The following is a 13,542-nucleotide window of genomic DNA, read 5'->3' as shown; positions in this document are numbered from 1 at the left end:
GACGCCGGAGCTCCCCGCCAAGGGGAGGCTCCGGCGTCGTTGTTAACGCTGTGCTGCTTGAACGCTAGGCAGGCAGCTGCAGGACCTGGCCTTCAAGCACCAGGTCGGGATCCACGATGGTGTCCGTGTTGGCGTCGGCAAGGGTCTGCCAGCCGCCGGTGATGTTGAGCTTCTCCGCGATGGTGCTCAGTGTGTCGCCGGCCTCGACCGTGTAGGTCTCGCCACTCAGTGGAACCTGCGCTGCGTGCCGGGGCGCGGCCTGGACGGGCGCGGCCTGGACGGGCGCCGGCGCGGCCTGGACCTGGACTTCGGCGGGCGCCGCCGGAGTGACCGGAACGCTCGGGGCGGGTGCTCCGCCGCCGCCGCTCAGGCCCAGCTTGGCGGCGCAGGCGGGCCAGGCGCCCCAGCCCTGGCTGGCCTGGACGTTTTCGGCGACGGCGATCTGCTGCTCGCGGGTGGCGTTTGCCGCCGATCCGGTGCCGCCGTAGGCCGCCCACGTGCTGTCCGTGAACTGCAGGCCACCACTGAAACCGTTGCCCGTATTGGTGCTCCAGTTGCCGCCGCTCTCACACTGGGCGAGGGCGTCCCAGGTGCTGCCGCTGGTGGCGGTGGGCACGGCCGCGTTGGCGGCTGTGGCGGACAATGCGAGTCCTGCCGCTGAAACGGCGGCCAGCGTGACTCCGCGGCGCGCGGCGGTCCCCAGTTTGGATTTGCCCATGGACGTGTTCATGCGAGTGGAAGTGTTCATGAAAGTGGATGCTCCTGAGGGCCACCTGCGCTCGGTCCGTCCCCGGACGTTGTCGCGCCACTGCCCGCCCCTGACGAACTAGAGGTCATTTACGGTGTCTGCCGGCCGGGCAGTAACTGGTGGTGGCAGCACCGGGCATTCGTTGTCCCGCTTGGCGGGATTACGTTCCACGCTAAAACAGTGCCGCCCCGTTATCAAATCGAAATAGATACCGGGGTGCAGGCTGCCTGTCTGGGCGTGAGCACTGGCGCCGGTCAGTGCTGCAGCGCCGTGGCCAGGTACGGCGCCGTCCGGCTTTGCCTGGAACGCGCGACGGCGGCCGGGGTCCCGGACGCCACGATCTCCCCTCCGGCATCGCCACCGGCCGGGCCGAGGTCGATGACCCAGTCCGCGGCAGCCACCACGTCCATTTCGTGCTCCACCACAATGACCGTATTTCCGGCGTCCACCAGGCCATGCAGCTGCACCATGAGGAGCTGGACATCCGCCGGGTGGAGTCCCGTGGTGGGCTCGTCCAGCAGGTAGAGGGTGTGGCCGCGGCGGGCGCGCTGGAGTTCCGTGGCCAGTTTGATCCGCTGCGCCTCGCCGCCGGAGAGTTCGGTGGCGGGTTGGCCCAGACGGAGGTAGCCCAGGCCAACGTCGCGCAGGGTCTGCAGGCTGCGGGCGGCGGCCGGAACGCCGGCCAGGAATTCCGCCGCGGCGTCCACGGTCATGGCCAGTACTTCGGCCACGTTTTTGCCGTTGTAGCTGACCTCAAGGGTCTCCGGGTTGTAGCGCGACCCCGCGCATTCGGGGCAGGGGCCGTAGCTGCCCGGAAGGAACAGGAGTTCCACGGCCACGAATCCTTCGCCCAGGCAGGTCTCGCAGCGTCCGCCGGCCACGTTGAAGGAGAACCGCCCGGCGCCGAAGCCCCGGGCACGGGCCTGCTCGGTGGCGGCGAATTCCTTGCGCACCGCGTCGAAGAGCCCGGTGTAGGTGGCGAGGTTGGACCTCGGGGTGCGGCCGATCGGTTTCTGGTCCACCCGGACCAGCCGGTCAACCCGTTCCAGCCCGGAGACCGGGCCCACTGCTTCGGATATATTAAGCGGCTCGCCGGACCCGGCGTCCGCGGAGCCCGGGAGCCCTGCATCCGAGTCGTCCGCAGTGTCCGCGGCGGCACCGCCTTCGGGTTTCAGTCGGGCTCCGACCACTTCGGCGAGAACCTGGCTGACCAGGGTCGACTTGCCGGAGCCGGACACGCCTGTGACGGCGGTCAGGATGCCCAGCGGGAACTCCGCGTCGAGGCTGCGCAGGTTGTGGCGGGTGATGTCGCGCAGCTCCAGCCAGCCGTCCGCCTCCCTGCGGGTGGATTTGGGGACTGCGGCTTTGCCCTCCGGGAACAGGAACGGCCTCGTGACGGACGCATCCACGTCCGCGAGCCCGGCCACGGGCCCGCTGTACAGGATCTCGCCGCCGCCTTCACCGGCACGCGGGCCAACGTCCACCAGCCAGTCGGCGCGGCGGACCACATCCATGTTGTGTTCCACCACGAACACCGAATTCCCCGAGGACTTGAGCGCTTCGAGCACGGCCTGCAGGGGTTCGGCGTCCGCGGGGTGAAGCCCTGCGGACGGTTCGTCCAGCACGTACACCACGCCGAACAGCCCGGAGCGGAGCTGGGTGGCGATCCGCAGGCGCTGCATTTCACCGGGGGAGAGCGTGGGAGTCGCCCGGCCCAGGGCGAGGTAGCCAAGGCCCAGCTCCAGCAACACGGTGATCCGCAGCAGGAGGTCGCGGGTGATGGCCACCGCCACTTCATTGGTCTCGCCCGATGCCGCAGCACGGCTGGCTGTCCCCGCGTCCGTGACCTGGCTGGTGGGCCGGATCAGCTCTGCCAGTTCACTCATCGGCACGGCGTTAAGGTCGGCGATGGTGTGGCCCGCAAAGGTCACGGCGAGGGCCTCCGGGGTGAGGCCGCTGCCGCTGCAGCGCTCGCATGGACCTGTCTCCATGAACCTGAGGACGCGCTGGCGCATGGTGTCGCTCTTGGAGTCGGCCAGGGTGTGGAGCACGTAGCTTTTGGCGCTCCAGAAACGGCCCTTGTACGGCTTGGCCACGCGGTCCCGCTTCGGCGTCACCTCCACTACCGGCTGCTCCTCGGTGAAGAGGATCCAGTCGCGTTCCTTCCTGGGCAGCTTCCGCCACGGAATGTTGACGTCGTAGCCGAGGTGGCTGAGGATGTCGCGGAGGTTCTTGCCCTGCCACGCGCCGGGCCAGGCGGCGATGGCACCGTCGGCGATGCTCAGGGAGGTGTCCGGCACCAGGGACGATTCGCTGACTGTGTGGGCAACTCCGAGGCCGTGGCACACAGGGCAGGCGCCTGCAGCGGTGTTGGGCGAGAAGGCGTCCGAATCCAGTTGCGCCACGCCGTCCGGGTAGGTTCCGGCGCGGGAGAACAGCATGCGCAGCGAGTTGGACAGTGTGGTCACCGTGCCGACGGTGGAACGGCTGCTCGGTGTGCCGCGCCGCTGTTGAAGCGCGACGGCGGGAGGCAGCCCGGTGATCAGCTCCACCTTGGGGTTGTGCCCCTGCTGGATGAGGCGCCGCGCGTACGGGGCCACGGACTCGAAGTAGCGGCGCTGGGCCTCGGCGTAAATGGTGCCGAAGGCGAGGGATGACTTGCCGGAACCGGAGACGCCGGTGAACGCCACGATGGCATCGCGCGGCACGTCCACATCCACGTTGCGAAGGTTGTTTTCGCGGGCTCCGCGCACCCGGACGAATCCATCCGCGGGGTGGTCCGGGGTCAGGAAGGGCATATTGGAAGCCTGCTTGTTGTGTTGCATTGGTTCGACTCTATCGGTGCGGGGGCGCTGCGGGCATATCCTTACCGGATGGAAACTTACGACGGCGCGCCCGAACCCGGCGGCGCGCCAGCACTCGGCGATGCACCCCTATCCACTGCTGAAGAGGCCAACACGGAACATGCTGCGAAGGACCGGCCCGCGGAGGAACAGGCCGACACCGAAGCAGCGGCCGGCCAGCCTGTCGTCGAGCAACCCGTCAAGCTGTTGCCGGTGGCGGAGCTGCACCTCCACATCGAGGGGACCCTGGAGCCGGAGCTGATTTTCGCCCTCGCTGAACGGAACGGCATCGAGCTGCCGTATGCGGACCTCGACGAGCTGCGGGCCCGTTACGAGTTCACTGACCTGCAGTCCTTCCTGGACCTGTACTACGCCAACATGGCCGTGCTGCAGACGGAGCAGGACTTCGCGGACATGACCCGCGCCTACCTGGAACGTGCGGCGGCCGCGGGAGTGCGGCACGCCGAAATCATGATCGACCCGCAGGCGCACGTATCCCGCGGAATCCCGCTTGAAACCTGCGTCAACGGGGTTGCCTCCGTGCTGGCGAACTCCCTGGCGGAGTTCGGCGTGTCCACCCTGCTCATCGCCGCGTTCCTGCGCGACCTGTCCGAGGAATCGGCCCTCGGAGTCCTGGAGCAGCTGCTGGCCATGAACGCGCCCATCGCCGGAATCGGCCTGGACTCGGCCGAGGTGGGCAACCCCCCGGCCAAATTCGAACGGCTGTTTGCGCGGGCGAAGGAAGCCGGGCTGCACCGCATTGCGCACGCCGGCGAGGAGGGCCCGCCGTCGTACATTATCGATGCGCTGGAACTGCTGGACGTGGAGCGGATCGACCACGGCATCCGCTGCATGGAGGACCCCGACCTGGTGGAACACCTTGTCGCGGAGCGTGTGCCGCTGACCGTGTGCCCCCTGTCCAACGTCCGGCTCCGCGCCGTGGACACCCTGGCCGAGCACCCGCTTCCGGCCATGCTGGCCGCGGGACTGAACGTCAGCGTGAACTCGGACGACCCCGCCTACTTCGGCGGATATGTGGACGACAACTTCGTGCAGCTGCAGACCGTCCTGGGGCTGTCCGAGTTTGACCGGGTCCGGCTGGCGTCGAACTCCATCCGGTCCTCGTTCGCGGACGACGAGCGCAAAACCGAACTGCTGGCGGAGCTCGGTTACTCCTAACCCCGTGCGTAGGCCCGGGCCCTAGGCCCGGGCGGCCGGTGCCGCCAGGCTGCGGGCGCTGCGGGTGGTGATCCACCACCCCAGTGCCGCCATGGCCAGGCCGATCGGGATTCCGTAGGGCGGCAGGCCGGCGTTGTAGCCCAGGACGCCGGCCACAACGAAGGCCGCACCCACCCAGGCCGGGAACATGCGGGCCCGCCAGCCGGCAATCCCGAAAACCATCCAGCCAAGGGCAAAAAGGACGTAGCTGGAGAACCCGCCGATCACCAGCATTCCCGACCCGCCGGCCAGGATGGCCCCGGGCGCGACGTCGGCGATCCACGGGCCGGCGAAACCGTCGAACCACATGTTGCCCGCCATGTCCATGGTGCCCACCAGGGCAAAGCAGAAGGCGACGGCGCCCAGGGCCCCGGCCTCGGCGTGGACCCTCAGGTAGACGCAAACCAGCGCCAGGAGCAGCCCGATGAAGACCACAAAGTAGAGCGCGTTGGTCACCTGGAACGGGGTTTCGCGCATCATCGCGATCCGTTCCTTGCTGGTGTCGGCCGCGAGGAGCCGCGAAACGTCGACGGCCGCGAAGGTGAGGCCCGCAGCCACGGCGATCGGGCCGGCGCCGGAGGCGAGTGGTGATGACATGACTTCTCCAATCAGGGCCGGGGTGGCGGCGCCGGGATGCTCATGGCGCCGGCGGCCCGGGGACGGTGCGGCCGGAGCGCACGGGGAGGGGGCGGACGTCGGTCGCTTCCCTGGGTGCAGTGCGCCAGGCCGGGCGGTCCAACAGAACGGTGCCGAGGACGGAGGCGGTGACCACCGCAAGGTAGATCACTTCCGCCCTGGTTAGGTCGGACCCCGTGAATCCGTACGAGCCCATGGTGAACGTGCCCTGGCTGTTGTGGAAGAGCAGCGTCAGCAGCACGCTCCCGCCGGTGCGGTTGAACAGCCAGACGTAGAGGAAGGTGATCACGAAGGTTATCGGCAGGCCGATAATGCTCAGGCCGCCGAAGATGATCAACGGCAGGTGCCAGACGGCCACCGCCACCCCGAGCAGCGTTGCTGACAGCAGCGGGGTCCGGGCGGCCTGGAGCAGCGGGACGGCGTAGCCGCGGAATCCAGGTTCTTCGCCCAGCGGCCCGTCCATCGGATTGATCAGGCGCACCCCGAAAACCATCAGCAGCCCGGACCAGGTCAACTGGGACAGCCCCGGTGCCGCGGCGCCGAAGACGATATTGAGGGAGCCAATGACCAGTACCAGCAGGGCCGGGAACAGGAGGGCCACGGCGTACCAGGCCCAGTGCACCCGCCAGCGGATGAGCCGCCGACCCCACATACGGTAACCGGCACGGCCCTCAGCAAGGCCGATCACTATGACAGCGGCAGCCAGCGGACCGACCGGCAGGAATTCCATCCGCGGCATCATCCCCATGGCATACACGGGCCAGGAGGACCAGGAGATTGCATAGGAGAGGCCGAAGAAGAACAGAAGCCGGTGGCGCTGGAACCAGTTGCGGAAGCGCGGCATGACGGGCTCCGGACGCTCAGGGCGGGTGGGTCCCATTCTCCGCCCATCCGCATTTTGATACCAGCCCCCGGGGGACGCGGGGCGAGCGTGGGCTGAATGCTTGCGGGGCCCTGCCATACCTGCTAATCCTGAGGAAAGGTCCTGTCCGTGGGGGACGCTCCTCCCGTGGGACATCAGTTCAAAGCAGCACTGATCAGCAGGTTCCGAGTCAGGGAGGGCGCAGCATGCCGCGCAAGAATCCGCACGTGGAAGAAGCCGACGAAAACAACCTCGAAGTCGGGAAGCCCAAGGACTGGGCAGCCGGCATTCCCGGTGTCTACCATTCGATGCAGCCGGCCCTGAAACACATGGGCGTGGGGCGTGCCGGTAAGACACTGCTGGGGCTGAACCAGAAAGACGGCTTCGACTGCATGAGCTGCGCCTGGCCGGATCCCGGGCACCGCAAGACCTTCGAGTTCTGTGAGCAGGGCGCAAAGGCGGTCACGTGGGAGGCGACGCCGGTGGTGGTGCCGTCCGAGTTCTGGGCCGCGAACCCGGTCACCGAACTGCGGGAGCGGTCCGAGTACTGGCTGGGGATGCAGGGCCGGCTCACCGAACCTGTGTACAAACCGGCCGGGGACGACCACTACCGGCCAGTCAGCTGGGACGAGGCCTTTTCCATCATCGGCAGCAAGCTCCAGGGCCTGGACAGCCCGGACCAGGCCGCGTTCTACACCAGCGGCCGGACCTCGAACGAGGCCGCCTTCCTGTACCAGTTGTTCGTGCGGGCCTACGGAACCAACAACCTGCCGGACTGCTCCAACATGTGCCATGAGTCCTCCGGCTGGGCCATGGGCCAGACCATCGGCGTGGGCAAGGCCACGGTCTCCTACGACGACTTCGCCAAGGCGGACCTGATCATCATCATGGGGCAGAACCCGGGCAGCAACCATCCCCGCATGCTCACCGCCCTCGAGGACGCCAAGGAAGCCGGCTGCGAGATTGTGGCCATCAACCCGCTGCCGGAAGCCGGGCTCATGCGCTACAAGAACCCGCAGAAAATCAACGGGATCGTGGGACGCGGCACTGAACTTGCTGACCAGTACCTGCAGATCCGTCTGGGCGGGGACATGGCGCTGATGCAGGCCCTGTCCAAGCGTGTGCTCGACGCCGAGGCCAAACGTCCCGGGAACGTGCTGGACCACGAGTTCCTCCGGGAACACTGCGAGGGCCTGGACGAACTCAAGGCGCACCTGGGGTCCCTGCAGGAATCAACCGTGCTTCGCGCCACCGGCCTGAGCAGCATGGAAATCGACGAACTCGCCGAGCGGTATCTGCGGGCCGGGAAGGTGATCATCACCTGGGCCATGGGCATCACGCAGCATAAGAAGGCCGTGCCCACCATCAAGGAGATCATCAACCTGCTGCTGCTACGCGGAAACATCGGCAAACCCGGTGCCGGCGCGTCCCCGATCCGCGGCCACAGCAACGTCCAGGGGGACCGCACCATGGGCATCTGGGAGCAGATGCCGCCCGCGTTCCTGGATTCCCTCGCCAAGGAGTTCACTTTCGAACCGCCGCGCGAACCCGGGGCTGACGCGGTGGAAACCATCCGCCAAATGCGCGACGGCGGGATCAAGGTTTTCGTCGCCATGGGAGGAAACTTCGTGGCGGCCATCTCGGACACCCACGCGGCCGAGGCCGCCGTCGCGAACACCGACATGACGGTGCAGATCTCTACCAAACTCAACCGTTCGCACGCGGTCACGGGCGAGGAAGCACTCATCCTGCCCACCCTGGGGCGGACGGAAATCGACCTCCAGGAATCCGGGCCGCAGTTCGTGTCCGTGGAGGACACCGTCTCCGCCGTACACGCCTCCGAGGGAAAGGTGAAGCCGGTGGCCCCCGGGCTGCTGTCCGAAGTGGCGATCGTTACCCGGCTGGCCCGGGCCACCGTGGACAGCCGGATCAATGCGGACTGGGCCGGCTTCGAACGGAACTACGACCTCATCCGGGACCACATCTCCCACGTGGTGGCCGGCTGCGAGGACTACAACCGGCGGATCCGGGACTGGGGCGGATTTGTGCTGCCCAACGGGCCGCGTGATTCCCGGACATTCCACACCCCCACGGGGAAGGCGATGCTGACAGTCAACGAGTTGGAGTACGTGGAGCGGCCGGCCGGGACGCTGATCCTGCAGACCATGCGCTCCCACGACCAGTTCAATACCACCATCTACGGGCACAATGACCGGTACCGCGGGGTAAAGAAGGGCCGGGACGTTGTATTCGTCAGCCCGGAAGACATCTCCGAACTGGGACTGGCCGACGGGCAATACGTGGACATCCACGGCGTGTACGACGACGGCGCTGAGCGGGTAATCAGGAAGTTCCGGGTGGTGTCCTACCCCACGGCACGGGGATGCGCCGCGGCCTATTACCCGGAAGCGAACGTCCTCGTGCCGTTGGAGACGGTGGCGGAGGGCAGCCACACGCCAGTTTCCAAAGCCGTCATCGTGCGCCTGACGCCGAGCCCGGAGCCGAGTCCGGCGTGAGCGGGGCCAGCCCGCAAGGAGGACAGCATGAGTGATTTCCTTGTTTACCTCGATACCTCCGACGTGCGGCCCGGGAAACTTGGCGAGCTCAAGGTCGCCATGGAGGACCTCGCCCGCTTTGTCGAAGCCAACGAGCCACGGATCATTGCCTATGACGTCTACTTTTCGGACGACGGCACCCGCATGAACGTCCTCCAGGTCCACCAGGACCTGGCGTCGCTGGAATTCCACTTGGAGGTGGCCGGTCCGCGGTTCCCGCCGATTGCGCCCCTCGTCCGGCTCCGGACCATCGAAATCTTCGGCGCGGTCACGGAGGAGCTGGTCAAACAGCTCGAAGCGAAGACGCAATTGCTGGGCGGCACCGTGATGATCCGCAACCTCCACGCAGGTTTTGCCCGGGTGGCGGCTTGATAAATACGAGCCCGGGCCCTTTGTCAACAGGCCCAAAGTCCTGATGTTTCCGCCGCTCAGCTGAGACTCTAGGATCACTTGTGCTGCATTCGGCGTCATAGTCGGTCACGACACACGTTGTTAACGTCCATAGTCGCCTCTATTTACAGTTCACTGGCAAAATGCTGAGTGATCACCTGCTCGAAAGGACAAATATGCCCACGGCTATTGCAGACACCACCACTGTTCGACTCAAATCAGTGCTCGACATCCTCGCGGAAAGCGTCCTGTCAGGCGAGACCCTCGGCGCGGGCGCAGTCCTGGCCCAGGCCACGGTCCGTGTACCGCTGAACGAGAAGGAAAGTGAGCTGCTCAGCGGAGGCATCCCCCGGGGACACAAGGCGCTGACCACCGCCACCAGCAAGCTCGTGAAGGCAGGCTGGCTCGTCAAGGGACGCAGCGGCTGGACCATTACCGACGACGGCCTCCGCGCCACCGTCGCATTCCCGGATCCGGACACCTTTGCCACGGCCCTTGCCGAAGGCACCCCGGTCCCCGCTGACGTGCCGGTTCCCACGGAGCTCCCCGCCAAGGCTGCAGCTCCGAAGGCTGCCGCAAAAGCTCCCGCCAAGGCTGCCCCGAAGAAGAAGGCGCCGTCCAAGGCTGCCAAGGTGGTTGAAAAGGCTGCCGAGCTGATTGAAGATGCCGTGGAGCCGGTGAAGAAGGCTGTGCGCACCCGTAAGGCTGCTGCCAAGCCGGCCAAGGCCAGCGTAGAAACGCCTGCAGAGGCTCCCAGTGTGGAATCGATCGACCAGCCGGAGGCAGTCGCCATCGCGGGCGACTTCAATGTGCTCCTGGGCGCCCCCGCGAACTGGGCACCGCAGTACGACGAATCTCAGATGACACTGGATTCAGTGGACCAACTGTGGAAGCTCACCACCGACCTTCCCGCCGGGCACTACACGTTCAAGATCGCGCTCAACCGTTCCTGGGACGAGAACTACGGCGCGTTCGGAGCGTTTGACGGTGCAAACCACGAACTCCACCACCCCGGCGGCCGGATCACCTTCAACTACGATCACCGGACCCGCGACATCAGCCTGATCTAAGGTCCAGCCGCTGCACCTCCTCCAGTAGGCAGCTGACCCTGATCGGCTTAGAATCAACCCATCAGGGTCAGCTCCACTAAGGAGCGGTGCGGCGTGGACACTGTTGACATTTCAGGACTGCGGATCGGCTACCAGCGCGTGGGCCAAGGCCCTCCGCTGGTGCTCCTTCACGGCGCCTACGAGGACAGCCGCAGCTGGCGGCAACAGTTGGAGGGGCTCTCCAACGAGTTCACTGTCATTGCCTGGGATGCCCCGGGCTGCGGCCGGTCCGACGATCCTCCGGCGGACTTCTCCGGTAAGGAACTGGGCGATGTGCTCGCCGGGTTCCTCCGTGAGGTAGCGCCGCGGAAACCGCACGTCCTGGGGCTGTCCTGGGGGTCCGGGGTCGCCCTGGAACTGTACCGGGGCCACCCCCACATGGCAGCGTCCCTGCTGCTGGTGTCGGCTTACGCAGGCTGGGCCGGATCGTTGCCGCCCGAGGAAGTCGAGCGCAGGTACGCGCAGATCCTGGCCGAGCTGGACCAGCCGCCCGAGCAATTCATCCCCGTGTGGCTGCCCACGCTGTTCACCGCGCGGGCGGATCCCGCCGTCGTCGAAGAAGCCAGCGCCATCATGGCCGACTTCCATCCCGCCGGAATGCGGGCAATGCTGAGCGCAAGCGGCCACGCAGACTACCGTGACGTCCTTCCCACCATCAGCGTCCCCACACTGCTGCTTTACGGCGAACACGACGTGCGATCGCCGCTGGCAGTGGCGCACGACATGCACCGCCAGATCCCGGGTTCACAGCTCACGGTGATTCCCGACGTCGGGCATATGGTCGCTGCTGAAACGCCGGCGGCGTTCAACACCGAGGTCCGCCAGTTCCTGCACAGCATCGGTGACTGAACGCACACGGGCGACTGAACAGACCCCCCTGCATGAGCGGTTGGCGAGCGAAATCCTAGAACCGCGTGGGGTCGGGATTCGGCGACGGCGGCCCCGGCGGCATGGGGCCCGGGTCCGGGATGGGGAGCGGACCGGGCGCCGGTGTCGGTTCCGGGCCGGGATGCGGCGGGCGCGGCTCCGTGGGGTCCGGCCTGCTGGGCGGGAACGGGTTGTCCGGATCCGGCGGTCCCGTGGGGCCAGGCTCCGGCGGGAACGGATCCGGCTCCGGCAGCGGTGGAATAGTCATGATGCTCTCCTTGCTTCGCTGGTGTAACGGCCTTGGGGGTGAAATTCAGTTGTTGTGTTGCCGGCGGAAGACCTTCAGCTCCCAGGGGCGCAGCGTAATCGCAGCATGCGTCCCGGCACTGTGCTTCCCGGCGCTGCCGGATGGGTAGTTACCGAGGACCAGCTCGGCCGGGTAGTGGCCCAGCTCGGGCTCATCCGCGCCGGCTTCGGTATCGCCCCAGCCGCCGCCGTCGAGCTCCACTGTCCGGTCTTCACCCGAGAAGTTGCCCAGCACCAGCAACTGGACGCCGGGAGCCGCGGCAGCAGCCGCATCCTCAGCGGCATCGGCAGCCGGCCCGGTTCCCGGCAGTGTCCGCCGGAAGGCGTACACGTGCTCGTCGTCCGGAAGCAGCATGGTGAAGTCGCCCTCCGCCACCACGGGCTCGGCGTGACGCAGGGCGATGACCTCGCGGTAGAAGCTGAAGACGGAGTCCGGGTTGTCTTCCTGCTCCGCGGCGTTGATGTGGCTGGTGTTGGGGTTGACGGCTATCCATGGCGCTCCCGTGGTGAACCCGCCATGCCGGGTGGCGTCCCACTGCACCGGGGTGCGGGCGTTGTCCCGGTTCAGCGGTGCCAGCGCGGCGAGGACCTCAGCGTCAGTGTGGCCCAGATGGGTGGTGGCTTCGCGGTGGTGGTTGAGCACCTCGATGTCGCGGTAGTCGCTGATGGCGCCGAAGCTCATGTTCGTCATGCCCAGTTCCTCGCCCTGGTAGACGTACGGCGTACCGCGGTGCAGGTGCAGGATGCCGGCCAGCATCTTGGCGGAGAGCTCGCGGTACTGCCCGTCGTCGCCGAAGCGGGACACGGCGCGGGCCTGGTCGTGGTTGCCCCAGTAGAGGCTGTTCCAGCCGCGCTCGGCCAGGGCTGCCTGCCAGCGGCCCAGGGACTTTTTCAGGTCCGTCAGCCGCAGCTTCTTGGGCCGCCACTTGTTGCCGTCCTCCTGGTCCAGCGCGACGTGCTCAAACTGGAACACCATGTCCACCTCGCGCCGGGCAGGGTCCGTGAACAGGACAGCATCTTCCACAGTGACGCCGGGCATTTCGCCCACGGTCAGCAGCGGCTTGTCCCGGCCGGCGAAAACCTCCAGGTGCATCTCGTGCAGGAACTCGTGGATCCGCGGACCGGACATGAAGTGCGGGCTGCCGTCGCCAAACAGCAGGCCGTCCGCCCGCGGCCCGTCCGGCAGCGCGGTGTCCTTGGAGATGAAGTTGATGACGTCCATCCGGAAGCCGTCCACGCCGCGGTCCAGCCACCAGTTCATCATCTCGTAGACGGCGGCGCGGACCTCGGGGTTTTCCCAGTTGAGGTCCGGCTGCTTCCGGGAGAACAAGTGGAGGTAGTACTCGCCGGTGGCCTGGTCGAATTCCCAGGCCGGGCCGGAGAATGCCGAACCCCAGTTGTTCGGTTCCGCGCCGGTTGCGGGCGCTGTGGCGGCTGTACCCGCTGTACCGGCCGTTCCACCGCCGCCTTCCGACGTCTCCCGCGGCGGCCGCCACCAGTACCAGTCGCGTTTGGGGTTGTCCTTGGCGGAACGTGATTCCACGAACCACGGGTGCTCGTCCGAGGTGTGGTTGACCACCAGGTCCATCACCAGTTTCATGCCCCGCGAGTGCAGCCCGTCAGTCAGTTCCTGCAGGTCAGCCAGGGTGCCGAAAATGGGGTCAACGTCGCGGTAGTTGCTGATGTCGTAGCCGTTGTCGTCCTGCGGTGAGGTGTAGATGGGGGAGAGCCAGACGACGTCGACCCCCAGCTTCTGCAGGTAGTCCAGCTTGCTGATGATGCCGGGGAGGTCGCCGATGCCGTCACCGTCGGAGTCCGCGAAGCTGCGCGGATAGATCTGGTAGACCACCGCTTTGTGGAACCATCCGGGATCCGTGGTCACCTCGTCGTCGTTGTCCGGCGCCTCGCTGACAGGGGGTTCCGTTGCGGGGTCCGCGTGGGTGGTCATGGCCTGGTCTCCTCAGTTGCTTGCGGCTGGTCTGATGATGGGGCTCGGTTTGATTATTGT

At 66.8% G+C, this 13,542-nt stretch carries 11 protein-coding genes; 5 read left to right on the top strand and 6 right to left on the bottom strand.

From position 1 onward, the window contains the following. Nucleotides 1-64: 64 nt before the first annotated feature. A complete protein-coding gene (locus AC6JAC_RS17300) occupies nucleotides 65-748 on the bottom strand; it encodes a transglycosylase family protein (protein ID WP_497965735.1) in 684 nt (227 codons plus the stop codon). A 254-nt stretch (nucleotides 749-1,002) separates the two neighbouring features. After that, entirely contained in the window at nucleotides 1,003-3,573 is a 2,571-nt protein-coding gene (locus AC6JAC_RS17295) for an excinuclease ABC subunit UvrA (RefSeq protein ID WP_497965733.1), read from the bottom strand. 48 nt (nucleotides 3,574-3,621) lie between these two features. Between AC6JAC_RS17295 and AC6JAC_RS17290 the strand changes: the two genes are divergently transcribed. Beyond that, the gene (locus AC6JAC_RS17290; RefSeq protein WP_497965731.1) at nucleotides 3,622-4,770 is read left to right on the top strand and encodes an adenosine deaminase; all 1,149 of its coding nucleotides are present in this window, start codon (nucleotides 3,622-3,624) and stop codon (nucleotides 4,768-4,770) included. A 21-nt stretch (nucleotides 4,771-4,791) separates the two neighbouring features. On the opposite strand, the gene AC6JAC_RS17285 is transcribed toward AC6JAC_RS17290, so the two are convergent. After that, the gene (locus AC6JAC_RS17285) at nucleotides 4,792-5,406 is read right to left on the bottom strand and encodes a hypothetical protein (protein ID WP_028272118.1); all 615 of its coding nucleotides are present in this window, start codon (nucleotides 5,404-5,406) and stop codon (nucleotides 4,792-4,794) included. Nucleotides 5,407-5,446: 40 nt separating this feature from the next. Continuing rightward, the gene (locus AC6JAC_RS17280; protein WP_497965729.1) at nucleotides 5,447-6,325 is read right to left on the bottom strand and encodes a CPBP family intramembrane glutamic endopeptidase; all 879 of its coding nucleotides are present in this window, start codon (nucleotides 6,323-6,325) and stop codon (nucleotides 5,447-5,449) included. A 188-nt stretch (nucleotides 6,326-6,513) separates the two neighbouring features. On the opposite strand from AC6JAC_RS17280, the gene AC6JAC_RS17275 reads away from it, so the two are divergent. From AC6JAC_RS17275 to AC6JAC_RS17260, 4 genes are all read left to right on the top strand, one after another. Then, entirely contained in the window at nucleotides 6,514-8,823 is a 2,310-nt protein-coding gene (locus AC6JAC_RS17275) for an FdhF/YdeP family oxidoreductase (RefSeq protein WP_028271975.1), read from the top strand. A 27-nt stretch (nucleotides 8,824-8,850) separates the two neighbouring features. Continuing rightward, entirely contained in the window at nucleotides 8,851-9,234 is a 384-nt protein-coding gene (locus tag AC6JAC_RS17270) for a hypothetical protein (RefSeq protein WP_028271976.1), read from the top strand. Between the two features lie 194 nt (nucleotides 9,235-9,428). Continuing rightward, complete coding sequence (locus AC6JAC_RS17265; protein WP_028271977.1) at nucleotides 9,429-10,322, top strand: pullulanase X25 domain-containing protein; 894 nt, start codon at nucleotides 9,429-9,431, stop codon at nucleotides 10,320-10,322. A gap of 93 nt (nucleotides 10,323-10,415) precedes the next feature. Next, on the top strand, nucleotides 10,416-11,210 hold the full coding sequence (locus AC6JAC_RS17260) for an alpha/beta fold hydrolase (RefSeq protein WP_497965726.1): 795 nt from the start codon (nucleotides 10,416-10,418) through the stop codon (nucleotides 11,208-11,210). Between the two features lie 55 nt (nucleotides 11,211-11,265). Here the strand turns inward: AC6JAC_RS17260 and AC6JAC_RS17255 are convergent, their stop codons facing one another. Together AC6JAC_RS17255 and AC6JAC_RS17250 are read right to left on the bottom strand one after the other, a co-directional pair. After that, nucleotides 11,266-11,496: a hypothetical protein gene (locus AC6JAC_RS17255; RefSeq protein WP_156037167.1), complete on the bottom strand. Its 231-nt coding sequence runs from the start codon at nucleotides 11,494-11,496 to the stop codon at nucleotides 11,266-11,268. Nucleotides 11,497-11,541: 45 nt separating this feature from the next. Further along, entirely contained in the window at nucleotides 11,542-13,482 is a 1,941-nt protein-coding gene (locus tag AC6JAC_RS17250) for an alpha-glucosidase (RefSeq protein ID WP_231511310.1), read from the bottom strand. Nucleotides 13,483-13,542: the final 60 nt, after the last annotated feature.

Source organism: Arthrobacter sp. KUASC02 (assembly GCF_059739395.1).
The sequence above is the reverse complement of the archived record's forward strand: the minus strand, read 5'-3'. Positions and strand labels throughout refer to the sequence as shown.